This window comes from Streptomyces sp. PsTaAH-124 (assembly GCF_000373685.1).
Classification (GTDB): domain Bacteria; phylum Actinomycetota; class Actinomycetes; order Streptomycetales; family Streptomycetaceae; genus Streptomyces; species Streptomyces andamanensis.
In genome coordinates this window covers 47,688-62,513 of sequence record NZ_KB892182.1, presented here as the reverse complement: position 1 = coordinate 62,513, position 14,826 = coordinate 47,688, and the positions used below count along the sequence as shown (strand labels likewise).

Here is a 14,826-nt window from a genome sequence, read left to right as displayed (position 1 = left end):
CGTCACCAGTCAAACAGGTGACTCATTATCTCCCGTCGTCAGTCGGACGGCACCTCGGGGCCGTCGAGCAGCCCCGCGAGGAAGCCGTCCAGGTCCAGCCGGCCCGTCTCCGTACCGGCCGGGACCAGCTCGTAGGTGTGGTCGAGCCACTCCGCCAGCGGCGGAACGGGAAGTTCGAAGAGGGCCCCGACGTCCTTCGACATGAGCTGCAACCAGGCCGTCGCCCGTGCCTCCAGGTGTGAGGGCCACACCTGGATGTCGCCGACGCCGCTCATCGAGTGGAGCCCCTGGTGGAGCAGGTCCCGGCCGATGCGCCAGGTGGCCTGGGGGCCGTCCTCGATGAGGAAGGTGACGGTGACGACCAGGGGCGAGTCCGGGTCGTAGCGGAACTCGGCCCGGATCTCCTGCCACTCCAGCATGTCCAGCATCCGGTGGATGTCCAGACGGAGCAGAGGCAGGCTCGGTGACGCGGTGCACTGGCTGCGCACGTCCTGGTGGTCGCCGCTCATGACGGGGTGTCCTTCCGTGAAGCGGGGGCTGGCGGCATTCACTCTCGCTCCGGACACCACTGCGGCACATCAGTCAGTTGACGGTGCGAGACAGCCGCCCGTACGCGGCCGGGCGGCGGCCGCGGCCCGCGCGCCCGCACCCGGTCCGGCCGCCGGACCCCCGCGACGGGCAGGGCCGCCACCGCCCGCGCGGCGGCCGGGAGACGGCCCCTGTACGGGCGGCGGGGAACATTAAGTCATTCGACTGTTCCGGCCGCGAGGGGCCTGAACGATGCTTGAACGGTCGCCCGTATGCCGGTGCCGGATGTCCGCTCCCTGTGCGGCACACCCAGGGTCTTCCGCCCACGGGGGCGGTGCCAGGTCCGTGCGCCCGGCCTGACCGAACGAGAGGCCCCAGCCGTGAACAGTACCCCCGTCGTCTTCATCCACGGAGCGTGGTTCCACGCGCTGTCCTGGGAGGCGTGGGCCGACCGTTTCACCGGCCGGGGCTTCACGGTCTGGGCACCGGGCTGGCCCGGCGAGCCCGACACGGTGGGCGAGGCCCGCCGCCGCCCCGAGGTGCTGCGGGGCCTCGGACTCGACGCGCTCACGGACCACTTCGGGCGCCTGACGGCGTCCTTCGACGAACCGCCCGTGCTCATCGGGCACTCGGTGGGCGGGCTCGTCGTGCAGCACCTCCTCGGCCACGGCCTCGGCCGGGCCGCGGTGGCCGTCGCGCCGGTCCCGGTCGCGGACGTGCCGCCGCCGCGGCCCGGCCGGGCCCCCCGCTGGACGCCGACGGCGGACGGGGACCCGGCGGTGCCCCTGTCGCCCGAGGAGTTCCGGGACGTCTTCGCCAACACCGTCGGCGCCGAGGAGTCGGCCCGGCTCTACGACCGCTACGTCGTCCCGGCGCCCCGCAGGCTGCTCACCGATCTCGGCCACGACGGCCCGGCCCCGCACCCCCGTGCCGTCGCCGACGTCCGCAACACCGCCCGCGGGCCGCTGCTGCTGATCTCGGGGCAGGAGGACCGCGTGGTGCCCGACTCCCTGACCCGGGCCGCCTACAAGCTGTACGGCGACTCGGTGGCGGTCAGCGACCTGAAGCAGTTCGCCGACCGCGGCCACACCCTGACCGTGGACAACGGCTGGCGGGCGGTCGCCGACCACGTCCTGGACTGGCTCGCCGAGCAGGGAATCCACGGGAGCGGGGCGGACCGATGAGCGGGCATCGCCCACCGGCCCGCCCCGATCGCGGCGAAGCGTGCCGGGCTCAGTCCCGCGCCGCCTCCTGGCTCTTGCCGAGCGCGTCCCGCAGTGCGGCACGCGAGGTGATGCCCAGCTTGGGGAAGACGCGGTAGAGGTGGGAGCTGACGGTGCGCGGGGACAGATGCATCCGCTCGCCGATCTCCTTGTTGGTCAGCCCGCTCGCAGCGAGATCGGCGATCCGGCGCTCCTGCCAGGTGAGTGCCGACAGGTGTGCGGAGGTCTCGCGCGCGGAGACACCCGACGCGCGCAGCTCGGCGCGGGCCCGTTCCGTCCAGGTCTCGGCGCCGAGCCGTTCGAACGTCTCGGCGGCCGTGGTCAGCAGCGGGCGCGCGGCCTTGGGTCCCTGGGTGTGCCGCAGCCGGATCCCGTGGGCCAGCCGGATCCGGGCCGCCTCGAACGGGAAGTGGGCGGCGGCCGGATGTGTCTCGGCCCGCTCGTACATGTCGGCGATCTCGGCCTCCTCCGTGGCCGTCATCGCCAGCGCCCCGTAGGTGATCATGGCCAGCCGGGGCGAGACGGCGGGCAGTCCCGCGTCCCGCGCGGCCAGCGCGTGCCGCCTGGCCTGCTCGGAGCGGCCGGTGTGCACCGCCGCCTCCACCAGGTCGAGCAGGGTGCGCGCGGCCTGGTGCCCGTACGGGGTGAAGGTGCCGGGCGCGGTGACACCGATGGCGTGCAGATACGCGGCCTCGTAGTCACCCTCGCTCAGGGCCGCGGCCGTACCGGCGGCGTCGGCGAGCTGGGTCAGGAAGCCCACACCGCGCGGGCGTGCCCAGGCGTCGACCATGGCCTGGAGTTCGCGCGCCCGCTCGACCCGGCCCCGCTGGGCGGCGACCAGCGCCAGGTACGCCCGGGTCTGCTGGGCCAGCAGCGTGTAGCCGTGGGACGCCATCAGATCGAGGCCGCGCTGTCCGGTGCGGTCCGCCTCGTCCCACTCGCCGACCGCCATCTGGTCGAGCATGATCAGGTGCAGCATGGTCATCCCGACGCCCAGGGCGCCGGTCTCCAGCTCGCGTTCGACGATGCGCTGGAGGTGCGGGCGGTACTGGCCGAGGATGTCCACGTGGTACGCGCAGACGGCCAGGCGCATCACGTCCCAGGGCTCCAGCTCGGAGAGGTCGGCGAAGGCCCGCTCCACGCGGTCGGCCAGACCCGCGCCGTGCAGGACGACGTCGCCCCAGGCGTCGCGGTAGATCAGTGAGCGCTCCGTCACCAGATCGCCCAGCGAGTCGAGCAGTTCGCGGGTCTGCCGCCACGACTCCGGCTCGCCCGCGTACTGCTCGATGCCGAGGAGCAGGTTCACCAGGCGCAGTAGGACGTCCGGGGTGCTCGCGGCGCCCTGGTCGCGCAGCTTCCCGATGGCCGCGGCGACCTGGCGCCGCGAGGACCGTACATCCCCGTCCTCGTACCACGACATGTAGGCGGAGGTGGCCACCGCCGACAGGCTCTCGTTGCGGCCGGTGGGCAGCTCGGCGTCGACGAGCTGCTGCGCCTGGTCCAGCAGGCCCGCGTACCCGGCCGTGAAGGCGGCGTTGCTGAGTCGGCGGGAGCGGCCCTCGTGGCTCTCGCTCAGCTCGGCGGCGCGGGTCAGCCAGGCCACCGCGGTCACCGCGGAGCCGCGCCGGGTCGCCGAGTCCGCGGCCGCCTCCAGGGCGGTGGCCACCTCCTCGTCGGGGTCGATCGCGGCCGCCGCGAGATGGGTGGCGCGGCGCTCCACGTCGTCGCGGTGGATGCGGGCGAGGTCCGCGTGGGCGGCCCGCCGCTGGTTGGGGGTGGCCAGCTGCACCACGGTGGAGCGCACGAGCGGGTGGCGGAAGACGAAGTCGCCGCCGACCGGGTCCGTCTCCAGCAGCCCGGCCGCCACCGCCTCGTCGGCGTCGCGCATGCGGTAGCGCAGCGCGGGGGTGTGCGTGGACGCCGCCGCGGTGCCGACTCCGTCGAGCGCGCCGCGCAGCAACTCCTCGCGCACGGCGTCGCCCAGGGCCTCGACGCGGGTGCCGTAGACGTGCTGGAGCCGCCGGGGCAGCGGGACGCCCTGGAAGGCGAAGGCGCCCTCCCGGCCGCGGCCGGACCGGTTGCCGCCGAGGAAAGGGGGCAGTTCGAGCAGGGCCAGCGGATTGCCCCGGGCCTGGTCCAGGACCAGCCGGCGCGTCTGCTGGTCGAGTCCGGGATGGCACAGGTCCAGGAGTTCCTCGGAGGCCGCCTCGGTGAGCGCGGGGACCGCCACCTCGGGGAGCGCGGCCGTGTCGAAGCGCGACGGGATGTCGGAGCGCAGCGCGATCAGCAGCTTCACCGAGCTGCCGGTGAGCCGGCGGCCCGCGAATCCGCACACGTCGGCGCTGGAGGCGTCGAGCCACTGGCCGTCGTCCAGGATCAGCAGCAGCGGCTTCTCCGAGGTGGCCAGGGAGAGCAGGTCGAGCACGGCGATGCCGAGGGACATGACCGAGGGCGGCCTGCCCTCGGTCTGTCCGAACACCGCGTCGAACGCGGCACGGTGGCCCTTGTCCAGGGCCTCGATGTGCGGGAGCAGCGGGTAGAGGATCTGGTGCAGCCCGGCGAACGGGAGGTCCGACTCGGCCTCCACCCCGGCGGCCCTGATCACCTCGTGTCCGGCGTCGGCCGCCAGCGTGGCGACATGGTCGAGCAGGGCACTCTTGCCCACGCCCGACTCGCCCCTGAGGACGAGTGCCTGTCCCCCGGTGGCGGTGACGAGACCGGACAGCCGGGCCCGTTCCCCGTCCCGGCCGATCATGGTGCTGAGCGACTTCACGGCGCCCCACTCCCTTCCCCACCGGGCCGGAACCCGGGCCCCGTACGCCGCTCGCATCGCCCGGCGCGGCCCGCGGCGGAGAACCGATCGCCCTGTCGTGCTGCCGAGCGGTGGCCGTGTCGCATGTCCGCCTCCCCCTCCGTCCAACCCCGCACACGCCCAGCGGCGTCAGCGCCGAAGGAAGTGTGTCATCCCGAATGGCCGATAAGTCGCCTCGTCGGCCAGATTAAGCGGACCATAGAGTCCGGTCAATCGAGCGACAGGGCCGCCGGTCCTCGCCGGGAGCCTGCTCACGAACGTCCTGAACCCTTCGGCGACCGGCGACTTCCGGCCAACCATCCACATGTCCGGTGACACCATATCTGGGTTAGAGTCACACGTATCTACGCCGTCGGGTGATGTGCGGAGATGCGCACATGTGAGGGATCCGGGGGCAGGGGGTGAGGCAGCAGTGGAGTGGGCCATGAGGGGCGCCTGTCGCAGGAACGCCGAGCAGATGTTCGCCGAGGGCGCCGCGCAGAACGGGGCGAAGAGCGTGTGCTACCGCTGTCCCGTGCGGATGGAGTGCCTGTCCTACGCGCTGGACCAGCGGATGGAGTACGGCGTGTGGGGCGGCATGACCGAACGCGAGCGCAGAGCGCTGCTGCGCCGCCATCCGGGAGTGTCCTCGTGGCGGCAGGTCCTGGAGAAGGCGTACGCGGGACACGAGGCCGCGGAACGCGAGGCCGCCGCGCGTGACATCGCGGCACGACTGGAGCACCGGGGGCCGGAGGCCGCCTGAGCGGCCGCCGGCCGCCGCGTGGCCGGATCGCGCTCTTGCGCCGTCCGGGCGGGAAACGGTTGATTCTCCTGTAGAGAACGCACGTTCTTTCTCCCGCCGGCCGTTCTCGTGCCGCGCGTCGTGCCCGCCCTGCGCCGCACTTCGCGTCATGCGCCGGGCCGCGCGTTCTCACCCCCCATTCGCCGATCCGAGGGACGAGAAATGTTCGACCGCCGCACTCTCCTCCGCGCCGGTGGCACCGCCGCCGCCGGCGCGCTCGGTGCCGCCGCGCTCACCTCCGCCCAGCAGGCCGCCGCGACCCCGCTCCTTCCCCACGACCACCCGGGCGGCCCCGTCGATCCCACCGACCCGACCGCGGGTGTCACCCGCACCCTGCTCCAGCAGCACCCGTCGCCCGCCAAGGGCTGGGCGGCCGTGCAGACCCTGGTGCAGATCCCCCGGCACAAGCAGTCGGGACGGCACAGCCACCCCGGTGTGGAGGTCGGCTACATCATCCGGGGCGACGTGCTGATGGAGTTCGACGACGCCCCCGCCCTCCGGCTGCGCACCGGGGACCCCTTCTTCATCCCCTCGGGCGCCATCCACAACGCCCTCAACGTGGGCACCGTGACGACGATGATGCTGTCGACCTACGTCGTCGACGAGACGAAGCCGCTCGTGACCACCTACTGATCCGGCTCGCCACGCCTCATGCACACCTGCACACCTGCACACCCGTGCATGTTTGACCCTCCGTGAAACACATGCCTAGGATCGCTGACCGGACCCTATGGTCCGGTCAGCTCGCCCGTCGGCACCGAGAGAGTTCAGACATGCAACACGATGTGTCCCACCCGTCCGACCGGCCCGCCGACGGACAGGGGACCGCCCCGGCCCCGCTCTCGGTGCTGGACCTCACCCTGGTGCGCGAGGGCCAGGCTCCCGCGCAGGCGCTGCGGGACACGGTCGCCCTGGCCAGGTCGGCGGAGCGGCACGGCTTCCGGCGCTTCTGGGTGGCGGAGCACCACAGCTTCCCCGCCTCGGGCAGCCCGGCGCCCGCGGTACTGCTCGCCCATCTCGCCGGGGCCACCGGCACCATCCGGCTCGGCTCGGGCGGGGTCATGCTGACCAACCACGCGCCCCTGGTGGTGGCCGAGCAGTTCGGTGTCCTGGAAGCGCTGCACCCGGGGCGCATCGACCTCGGGCTCGGCCGCAGTCCCGGGGGGCTGTCCTCCGTCGCCCGCGCGCTGCGCCGGGCCCCGGAGGACCCGGGCACCGACGCCTTCCCGTCCCTGGTCGAAGAAGTGCTGGGCTTCCTGGGGTCCGGCTTCCCCGCCGACCACCCCTACAGCCGCGACCGGGTGCACGTGGTACCGGCGGCGCCCGGCCTGCCCGTGTGGATCCTGGGATCCGGCACCACCGGCGCCCAGGTCGCCGCCCGGCTCGGGCTGCCCTTCGCCGCGGCGTACCACATCAATCCGGCCCAGGCGCTGCGCGCCGTCGACCTGTACCGCTCCGGGTTCCGCCCCTCGGCGGCGCTGCCCGAACCCCGCGTGATGATCTCCGTGAACGTCACCTGCGCCCCCGAAGCGGCGGAGGCCGCGCGCCTGGCCACGGCCGGCGCCGTGTTGATGATGCGGGCCCGGCAGGGCGTCCAGAGCGCCGTGCCCGGCGCGGACACGGCGGCCGTTCTCGCGCGTACGCCCGAGGAGCGGGAGTTCGTCGACGGCTGGCTGGGCACGGTCGTGCACGGCACACCCGGCACGGTCCGCGCGGGACTGGCCGCGCTGCACGCGCGTACCGGGGCCGACGAGCTGATGCTCACCTCGCTGATCCCGGACCTCGCCGAGCGCGAACGCTCGTACGCGCTGGTCGCGGCCGAGTTCGGGCTGTCCGGGCCCGCTCGCTAGTCTGTGCACATGACATCGGGCGCCACCGAAAGGCTCCACCCCCGGGAGCGGTTGCTGACCACCGCGGAGCGCCTGTTCTACGAGCGGGGCATCCACACCGTGGGCGTCGAGCAGCTGGTCGCGGAGGCGGAGGTCACCAGGGCGACCTTCTACCGGCACTTCGCCGGGAAGGAAGGGCTGGTCCTCGCCTACCTCCGGGAGCGTGACGCCCGGGTGAAGCGCGCCGTGGCGGCCGTCCGCTCCGCGCACCGCGGCCGCGACGCCGTGCTGGGCATCATGGACGTGGTCGGCCGGACCGTCACCCGGCCCGGCTTCCGCGGCTGCGGCTTCATCAACGCGGCGGCCGAGTACCCGGACCCGGACCATCCCGTGCGCAGCTGTGTGGCGGAGCACCGTGAGTGGTTCCGCGGTGTGCTGCGCGAGGCCGCCCGCGAGGCCGGGCACCGCGAGCCCGACCGGCTGGCACGGACCCTGGTCCTGCTGCGGGACGGCGCCATGGTGAGCGGCCATCTCGACGGACCGCGGGACGCGGTGGCGGCGTTGCGGCAGGCGGTGCTGGAGCTGCTGGACGCCGGGTGACGACCGGCGCCGGAGCCGCGCGGTGGTGGCCGCCGCCCGGTCGCCCGGCCGCGCCCGGCCCGCCCGATCATGGCCGGCAAGGGGGGTCCGAGGGTCCCTACGGCCCCCGGCGGTTCAGCCGCGGACCGAGGCGGGCGTCCGCAGCGGTTCCAGCGCGGCGGCGAGGGCGGATTCGAGGTACGCGGTGCGTCCGGTGGTCTGGAGCATGAGGACGCCGCCCTGCACGGCGGTGAGGACGACCCGAGCCCGCTCGGCCGCCGAGCCCTCGCCGGGCCGCATCGCCTCGGCACCACGGACCAGCGCGGACTCCCACGCGTCGAACAGACCGGTCACCACCGTGCGCGCCTCGGGCGAGGACTTGCCCAGCTCGGACGTGAGGCTGCCCAGCGGGCAGCGCCGCCCCAGCTCCGTGTAGTGGTCGATCACCGCTCGGCTCCACTGCTGCCAGGACTCCCAGCTCGACAGGTCGTCCAGATACGGCTGCTGTGCCTGGAGCACCTGGTCCGCCTCGTGCTGCGCCACGGCCACGAGCATGTCGGCCCGGCCGTCCGGGAAGTAGTGGAACAGCTGGCTCTTGCTGGTGGACGTCGCCGCGCGCACATCGTCGAGGGTCGTCTCCGCGGCGCCCTTCTCCCTGATGAGCAGCGCGGCGGCGACCACGATCCGCAGCCGCGTCGCCGCGCCCTTGGCCGTCATTCCCTTGTTCATACGCTCCATCATCGCATATGAATGGACCTATGGGTCCACTCATGTGCGAGGCCGGACCGCGCCCCTCACACCGCCGGGCGCCTGGCCGCCACCAGGACCGGGCCGCCGGGGACGGTGGGGAAGGTGTGCGTCTCCCCCAGTCCGGCGGCTTCGAGCGCCGTCGCCATCGCGGCGGTGTCGTAGGAGTTGCCGCCGTTGCGCACCGCGGCCCAGCGGCCGACGGACCGGCGCAGCGGGTCGTCCGAGGCCGGGTTCGTGCCCGCCACCAGCCAGCCGCCCGGGACCAGGGCGGCGGCCAGCCGGGGCAGGGCCGGTCCCAGGGCCGGTTCGGACACGAACGGCGCGGGCAGCCAGACCAGTTCGTACGCGTCCCGCTCCGCCAGCCCGGCGACGTCCTGCTGCCGCAGCGTGATCCGGTCCGCCACCGCCGCGGGCACCGTGGCCAGTTCCGCGCGCGCCAGGCGCAGCACCCGGCCCAGGACGTCGATGCCGTCCACCCGGGCCTGCGGGAAGCGCTCGGCCAGCACGGCGGCGAGCGCGGCGACGCCGGTGCCGACGTCGAGCATCCGGGCACCCGGCGCGGCCAGCCGCCCGCCCAGTCCCGCGAGGCGCGGCACCACCTTGTCCGCCAGCGCCCGCCCGGTGGCGGCCGAGGCCCGGCCCTGGTTGAGCAGCACCTCGTCGGGCTGCGCCGACCAGCCGCCGAGCGCCGGTCCGGCCGGTCCGCTCGCCCCGGCCGACCCCGCCGACCCGGCCGACCCGCTTGATTCGGCCGCGGCCGACACCGCCTGCCGCAGCCCGCTCAGCCGCGCCTCCACCGCGCTGCGCGCCGTGGGCGCGTCGGCCGGTGTCAGCGAGGGATGCACGGTGAACCCGGTGCCGTCCCGGCGGACCAGTCCCGCGCTCTCCAGTACGGCGGTGCGCTGCGGATCGGCGGCGAGCACGTCCATGAGCGGGGTGTCCAGCGCGTCCCGCAGGGTGCCGGTGAAGGCGGCCAGCGCCCAGGCGGCGGCCTCCAGGGCGGCGACCGGGTCACCGCCGAGATGCGCGGACGGCTCCGGAGCGGACTCGGGGGACGCGGGCACCTGCTCGGGAACTGCGGACACGGGAAACCTCCGTACGACTGGGCGACACATGGGTGGGACGTCATGTGTTTCTCCTTCACAGTACGGCGCCCGGCCGGAGAAACCCGACGCACACCCCGAGACATGCGTCACCTGCTTGACAGGTGACGCCGACCGATGCCAGACTTCGGGCATCCGGACACGACGGAACCATCCGCCGCGGACCCAGCGGAGGTCGACGATGAACATCAAGATCACGGTGGACGGCGCAGCAGCGGCCCGCCAGGCGCGGTTCGGCAAGCTGCCCGAGCGCATCTCCTACGCCGACATGGTCGAGGAGACGCAGGCTGGCCCGAGGAGTTCGGCGGACGACGCCTACGACCCCGAGGTGCGTTTCAACTGCCTGGCCGCCGACCTCGGCCTGTAGTCCGGCAGACCGGACGGCCGACGGAGCTCCCGGCGGCGCGCCGGGGTCCACCGCCGCGCACATTTCTTCCGCGCGACGTGAACCCCGGCCGCCCTCCGGCCCGTTGAGCCAGATAGAGACCCCCCGCCGCCACGGTGATCAATTGGCTGGCCTGGTGGCGGGGTACGGGGTGGTCGCCTTCGCTCACTTCCCCCGAAGCGATGGCGGCCATCTCCGAGGATCCTGCGCGCTCCGCCGTACACACAGTGTCGGAGCGCGGCAGGCGCGGCCGGTGCCTGGGACTCCACACCGAGCCGCCGCGGTCGGCGGCCAACTGCCGGGCACGCCGACCGCACCCGGGTGCGGCACACGGCTCTGCGCGCACCCGGCCACCGCTGCCCCGCTCCTTGCTTGCCATGCCTTCTGGAGCGGGGCAGCGCTCTGTTTCCCGGAAGACGGACGCCAGGAGGACTCTCGATGATCAGCAGGCGCAGACTCACCCGGATTCTGGCCACGGCCGCGTCCGGTGCGGGCATCGTCCCGGCGGCCGGGCGCGCCGCCGCGCTCCCCGCCGAACAGGCCGCCGCTCCCGCCGCTCCCGCCGCGACGGGCCGGTCCGCGGGACTCGGACCCGTACGGCACGTACGGACCGACGTGCTGAGCATCGCGTACCACGTGGCCGGTCCGGTCCACGGCACCCCGGTGGTCCTGCTGCACGGCTGGCCGTTCAGCCCCGTCGGCTCCTACGCCGAGGTCGTCCCCGCGCTGGTCCGCCAGGGCTACCGCTGCTACGTGCCGTATCTGCGCGGCCACGGCGAGACCCGCTTCCTGCACCGGGACACGTTCCGCTCCGGGCAGCAGGGTGCGCTCGGCGCGGATCTGAAGGACTTCCTGGACGCGCTGGGGATCCGGCGGGCCGTCTTCGCCGGTTACGACTGGGGCGGGCGCGCCGCCGACGTCGCCGCGGTGCTGTGGCCCAAGCGCTGCGCGGGCCTGGTCTCCGTGAACAACTACCTCGTCCAGGACATCGCCGCCGCCCAGAACCCGCTGGCCCCGTCCGTCGAGTCGGGCTACTGGTACTTCTTCTACTTCCTCACCGAGCGCGGTCGCGCGGGCCTGGAGCAGAACCGCAAGGAACTCGCCCGCGTCGTCTGGCACCGCAACTCCCCCGAGTGGCGGTTCACCGAGGCCGAACTCGACCAGGCGGCCACCCTGTGGAGCAATCCCGACTACGTCGAGACGGTGATCCACAGCTACCGCCACCGGCTCGGCGCGGCCCCGGGCGACCCCCGGTACGCGGACATCGAGCGCAGGCTGGCGGGACAGCCGCCGGTCACCGTGCCCACCGTCACCCTCGACGGCGCGGCCGACGGCGTCATCCCGTGGACCGACGGCACCTCCTCCGCCGCCCACTTCACCGGCCCCCGTGTGCACCATGTGGTCCAGGGCGCCGGCCACAACCTCCCCCAGGAGCAGCCCGGGGCGTTCGTCTCCGCGGTCCTCGAAGTCTCCGCCCTCGCATGAGCGCTCCGGCGCCAAAGGAGAAGGGCGCACCGCCGGAACCGGGCCTGCTCGACCAGGCACGCTCCTCGTACGAGACACATGTACGGAGCTGCACCCGGTGCGCGGCCGATGGCCGGCCGTGCCGCGCCGCGGAGCTGCTCCGGCGGACCTACGACAACTTCCGCCGGACGGCGCGCCGTTCCCGGGGCACCGGGTCGGGCGCCCCTTCCGGCACATCGTCCGGAACACCTCCAGAAAGTCACCAGTCAGACCGGTGATATCTCTTGCTTTCCCTTGCGTCACCTGTCAGAGTGGTGACGCAAGGGAAAGCGTCGTCACAGGCACGTATGCGGCGACGCATACGGCACACGAGGAGGACACCGACATGAGGACCAGCAACCCGATCTTCTCGCGCAGGGGCTTCGGGCGCGCGGGCGGCCAGGACCCCGCCGCGCGGCAGGCGCAACCGCAGCCGGTGGCCGCCGCGGCCGGCGCCGTGGCCGGCACACCTCCCGCCGCGGAACCGACGGTCAACCCGTACGCCGCCGCCTACGGAGACACCGGTGCCTCCCCCGTCAAGGACACCACCGCCGCGTCCACCGCGATGACGCTGGACGACGTCGTGGTCCGCACCGCCGGGACACTGGGCACGGTGGCGCTGGCGGCCGTGCTCTCCTGGGTGCTGCTGCCCGTCGACGAGGCGAACATCGGCCGCTCCTACGGCATCGCGGTGGGCGCCGCACTCGTCGCCTTCGTGCTGTCGCTCGTGCAGACCTTCAAGCGCAGGCCCACCCCGGCGCTGATCCTCGGCTACGCGGCCTTCGAGGGTGTCTTCCTCGGTGTCATCTCCAGTGCCACGTCGACCTACCTCTCCCCGGGTGTCGTCGTCCAGGCGGTGCTGGGCACCTTCGCGGTCTCGGCCGGTGTGCTGATCGCCTACCGGATGCGCTGGATCCGCGTCACCCGCCGCTTCCACGGCTTCGTCCTGGCCGCGGCCACCGGCTTCCTCCTGCTGATGGCGGCCGACCTGCTGTTCTCCGCCTTCGGCGCGGGACACGGCCTCGGCTTCGACAGCGGCGCGCTCGGTGTGGTCTTCGGCATCGCCGGCATCCTGCTGGGCGCCGCCTTCCTGGCCCTGGACTTCAAGCAGATCGAGGACGCGGTCGCCTACGGCGCCCCGCGCGAGGAGTCGTGGCTGGCGGCCTTCGGGCTCACCCTGACCCTGGTGTGGATCTACCTGGAGGCGCTGCGTGTGCTCTCCCTCCTCCAGGGCGACGACTGACGCACCACCGCGGACCGCCCCGGTCCACCCTCGCCCTCTCCCCCGCTCCCCCTCTCCCCTCTCCCTCGGTGAACCTTCCCCGGTCCGCCGTCCGTGTTGCCGATGGACCTCAGGAACCCGGCACAGGGAGAGACGTATGACGACGCAGGCCCGGGGAATCCCCGAAGCCGACGGCCGGGTGGTGCTCAGCCCCGAGTTCAAGGCGGACGCACCACGGAACTACGAACGGCTGCGGGCCCTGGGCCCCATCCACCCCGTGCGGTTCGCCCCGGGACTGGACGGCTGGCTGGTCGTCGGGCACGACCTGGCCCGGCAGGCGCTCACCCACCCCGCACTTCTGAAGGACGCCACACCGGCCGCCGAGACCCTGGAGGCGGCCGGTTTCATGTTCCACCGGCCCCAGGACGGCCTCGGCGCCCAGATGCTGGAGTCGGATCCACCCCGGCACACCCGGCTGCGCCGCCTCGTCTCCAGCGCCTTCACCCCGCGCCGTACCGCCGAACTCGCCCCTCGCGTCGAGCAGATCGCCAACGACCTGCTCGACGCTTTCGCGTCCTCGGGCGAGACCGACCTCGTCGAGGCGTTCACCGCGCCCCTCCCGGTCACGGTGATCGCGGAACTCCTCGGCGTGCCGGAGGAACACCGCGAGGACTTCCGCCGCTGGTCCTCTCTCGCGCTCCAGGTGACCGACCCCGGGCACCGCGCCGCGCTGGCGGGCCTGCACACCCTGCTGCGCGGCCTCATCGAGGACAAGCGGCGCGCCCCCGGGGACGATCTGCTGTCCGCGCTGGTCGCCGTACGCGACGAGGACGACGGGCGGCTCTCGGAGGACGAACTCGCCGGCACCGCGATCCTGCTGGTCATCGCCGGCCACGAGACCACCGTCAACCTCCTGGGCAACGCCCTGCTCGCCCTGCTGTGCCGCCCCGGCCAGCTCGCCCTGCTGCGCGAACGCCCCGACCTCGTGCCGGGCGCCGTGGAGGAGTTCCTGCGCCACGACACCTCCGTGGAGCGGTCCTCGAACCGGTACGCGGCCGAGGATCTCGAACTGGGCGGAGTGCGCATCCCCCGCGGCGGGATCGTCGCCGTGGCCCTGGGCTCCGCCGGGCACGACATCCCCCTGCCCGACGGCGGCGACCCCGCGGACCTCGACGTGGCCAGGACCGGCGCGCGCCACCTGGCGTTCGGCCACGGCATCCACCACTGCCTGGGCGCCCCGCTGGCCCGCCTGGAGGCGGCCGTCGCCCTGCGCACGCTGCTGGCCCGGCTGCCCCACCTCGAACTCGCGTTCCCCGCAGACTCGTTGGCGTGGATCCCGTCCGGGATGATGCGCGGCGTGCTCAGCCTGCCGGTGCGCTACCGCACGGTCTGAGCCCGGCCCGACACCAAGCGGAAACGTCTCGGCCCGCACCGTGAACGGTGCGGGCCGAGGCGTATGACGCTCCGTCAGGGAGCTTGTGCAGTAAGGGATCAGACCGTCTGGGTCCGCAGCTGGCGGGCCTTCCAGGCCAGCAGGCCGGCCTGGGCGATGAAGAACACACCGCCGCCCGTGGCGTAGACGGACAGGACGTCGAGCGAGGGGTTGTCGCCCGCGGCCTGGATGACGTAGAAGGCGCCGACCAGGACGGACAGGCCGCCCGCGATCAGCATCGGCCACTGCTTGCCCAGCTCGGGGCCGCGCCGCCGCACGCCGACGGTCACCTGCGCCGCGCCGGAGACGACGGCCCAGGCACCGAAGGTGGCGAGCACCGCCGCCTCCCCGCCGGCCGCGGCCACGCCCACCGCGATGGCGGCGAGGGTGCTCAGCACCCCGTTGAACGCCGTCACGTTGCGTTCCGAACCCTCGGGCAGGGCCCGGTGGTCGATCAGCGAGGAGACCGCGTCGATCAGCGGGTAGACGACCAGCAGGGTGACGGCGGCCGCGCCGATGGTGTCATGGGCTCCGGCGAAGGCCACGGCCCAGACCACGGCCAGGACGCCACGGATCAGGTACAGCCTCAGCAGGGAGGAGCGTTCGCCGTCGGCCGTGGTGGTTCCGGTCGTCCGGGTGTTCGTGGTCATGGGGAGCCGGCCTTTCTGGAGGGCTTGTC

14 protein-coding genes are annotated in these 14,826 nt (G+C 73.5%); 9 read left to right on the top strand and 5 right to left on the bottom strand.

The features are described 5' to 3' along the window. Positions 1 to 38: 38 nt before the first annotated feature. On the bottom strand, positions 39 to 509 hold the full coding sequence (locus B086_RS0125845; protein WP_018569336.1) for an SsgA family sporulation/cell division regulator: 471 nt from the start codon (positions 507 to 509) through the stop codon (positions 39 to 41). 399 nt (positions 510 to 908) lie between these two features. Between B086_RS0125845 and B086_RS0125840 the strand changes: the two genes are divergently transcribed. Beyond that, positions 909 to 1,712, top strand: coding sequence for an alpha/beta hydrolase (locus B086_RS0125840; RefSeq protein WP_018569335.1), 804 nt, complete (start codon positions 909 to 911; stop codon positions 1,710 to 1,712). Between the two features lie 49 nt (positions 1,713 to 1,761). Here B086_RS0125840 and B086_RS0125835 read toward each other — a convergent pair whose 3' ends face one another. After that, positions 1,762 to 4,506: a helix-turn-helix transcriptional regulator gene (locus B086_RS0125835; RefSeq protein ID WP_037873935.1), complete on the bottom strand. Its 2,745-nt coding sequence runs from the start codon at positions 4,504 to 4,506 to the stop codon at positions 1,762 to 1,764. Between the two features lie 481 nt (positions 4,507 to 4,987). On the opposite strand from B086_RS0125835, the gene B086_RS40800 reads away from it, so the two are divergent. The 4 genes from B086_RS40800 to B086_RS0125815 all read left to right on the top strand — a co-directional run bounded on the left by B086_RS40800 (position 4,988) and on the right by B086_RS0125815 (position 7,773). Then, positions 4,988 to 5,305 carry a WhiB family transcriptional regulator gene (locus B086_RS40800; protein ID WP_051115920.1) on the top strand — a complete coding sequence of 106 codons (318 nt, stop codon included), beginning with the start codon at positions 4,988 to 4,990 and terminating at the stop codon, positions 5,303 to 5,305. Between the two features lie 201 nt (positions 5,306 to 5,506). Then, positions 5,507 to 5,977, top strand: coding sequence for a cupin domain-containing protein (locus B086_RS0125825; RefSeq protein ID WP_018569332.1), 471 nt, complete (start codon positions 5,507 to 5,509; stop codon positions 5,975 to 5,977). A gap of 140 nt (positions 5,978 to 6,117) precedes the next feature. Then, entirely contained in the window at positions 6,118 to 7,194 is a 1,077-nt protein-coding gene (locus B086_RS0125820; protein ID WP_018569331.1) for an LLM class flavin-dependent oxidoreductase, read from the top strand. Positions 7,195 to 7,203: 9 nt separating this feature from the next. Beyond that, positions 7,204 to 7,773, top strand: a complete 570-nt coding sequence (locus B086_RS0125815; RefSeq protein WP_026252767.1) for a TetR/AcrR family transcriptional regulator — start codon at positions 7,204 to 7,206, stop codon at positions 7,771 to 7,773. A gap of 114 nt (positions 7,774 to 7,887) precedes the next feature. Here B086_RS0125815 and B086_RS0125810 read toward each other — a convergent pair whose 3' ends face one another. Together B086_RS0125810 and B086_RS0125805 are read right to left on the bottom strand one after the other, a co-directional pair. After that, entirely contained in the window at positions 7,888 to 8,481 is a 594-nt protein-coding gene (locus B086_RS0125810) for a TetR/AcrR family transcriptional regulator (protein WP_026252766.1), read from the bottom strand. A 65-nt stretch (positions 8,482 to 8,546) separates the two neighbouring features. Then, on the bottom strand, positions 8,547 to 9,587 hold the full coding sequence (locus B086_RS0125805) for a class I SAM-dependent methyltransferase (RefSeq protein WP_234029366.1): 1,041 nt from the start codon (positions 9,585 to 9,587) through the stop codon (positions 8,547 to 8,549). A gap of 199 nt (positions 9,588 to 9,786) precedes the next feature. Here B086_RS0125805 and B086_RS0125800 point away from each other — a divergent pair, with 199 nt between their 5' ends. The 4 genes from B086_RS0125800 (at position 9,787) to B086_RS0125785 (ending at position 14,108) form a co-directional block, all read left to right on the top strand. Beyond that, positions 9,787 to 9,972: a hypothetical protein gene (locus tag B086_RS0125800; protein WP_018569327.1), complete on the top strand. Its 186-nt coding sequence runs from the start codon at positions 9,787 to 9,789 to the stop codon at positions 9,970 to 9,972. A gap of 456 nt (positions 9,973 to 10,428) precedes the next feature. Beyond that, positions 10,429 to 11,475, top strand: a complete 1,047-nt coding sequence (locus B086_RS0125795) for an alpha/beta fold hydrolase (RefSeq protein ID WP_018569326.1) — start codon at positions 10,429 to 10,431, stop codon at positions 11,473 to 11,475. A 364-nt stretch (positions 11,476 to 11,839) separates the two neighbouring features. Beyond that, complete coding sequence (locus tag B086_RS0125790) at positions 11,840 to 12,736, top strand: Bax inhibitor-1/YccA family membrane protein (protein WP_018569325.1); 897 nt, start codon at positions 11,840 to 11,842, stop codon at positions 12,734 to 12,736. A gap of 136 nt (positions 12,737 to 12,872) precedes the next feature. Beyond that, complete coding sequence (locus B086_RS0125785; protein ID WP_018569324.1) at positions 12,873 to 14,108, top strand: cytochrome P450 family protein; 1,236 nt, start codon at positions 12,873 to 12,875, stop codon at positions 14,106 to 14,108. 98 nt (positions 14,109 to 14,206) lie between these two features. Here the strand turns inward: B086_RS0125785 and B086_RS0125780 are convergent, their stop codons facing one another. Beyond that, positions 14,207 to 14,797 (bottom strand): DUF308 domain-containing protein, encoded by a 591-nt coding sequence (locus tag B086_RS0125780; RefSeq protein WP_018569323.1) that lies wholly within the window; start codon positions 14,795 to 14,797, stop codon positions 14,207 to 14,209. Positions 14,798 to 14,826: the final 29 nt, after the last annotated feature.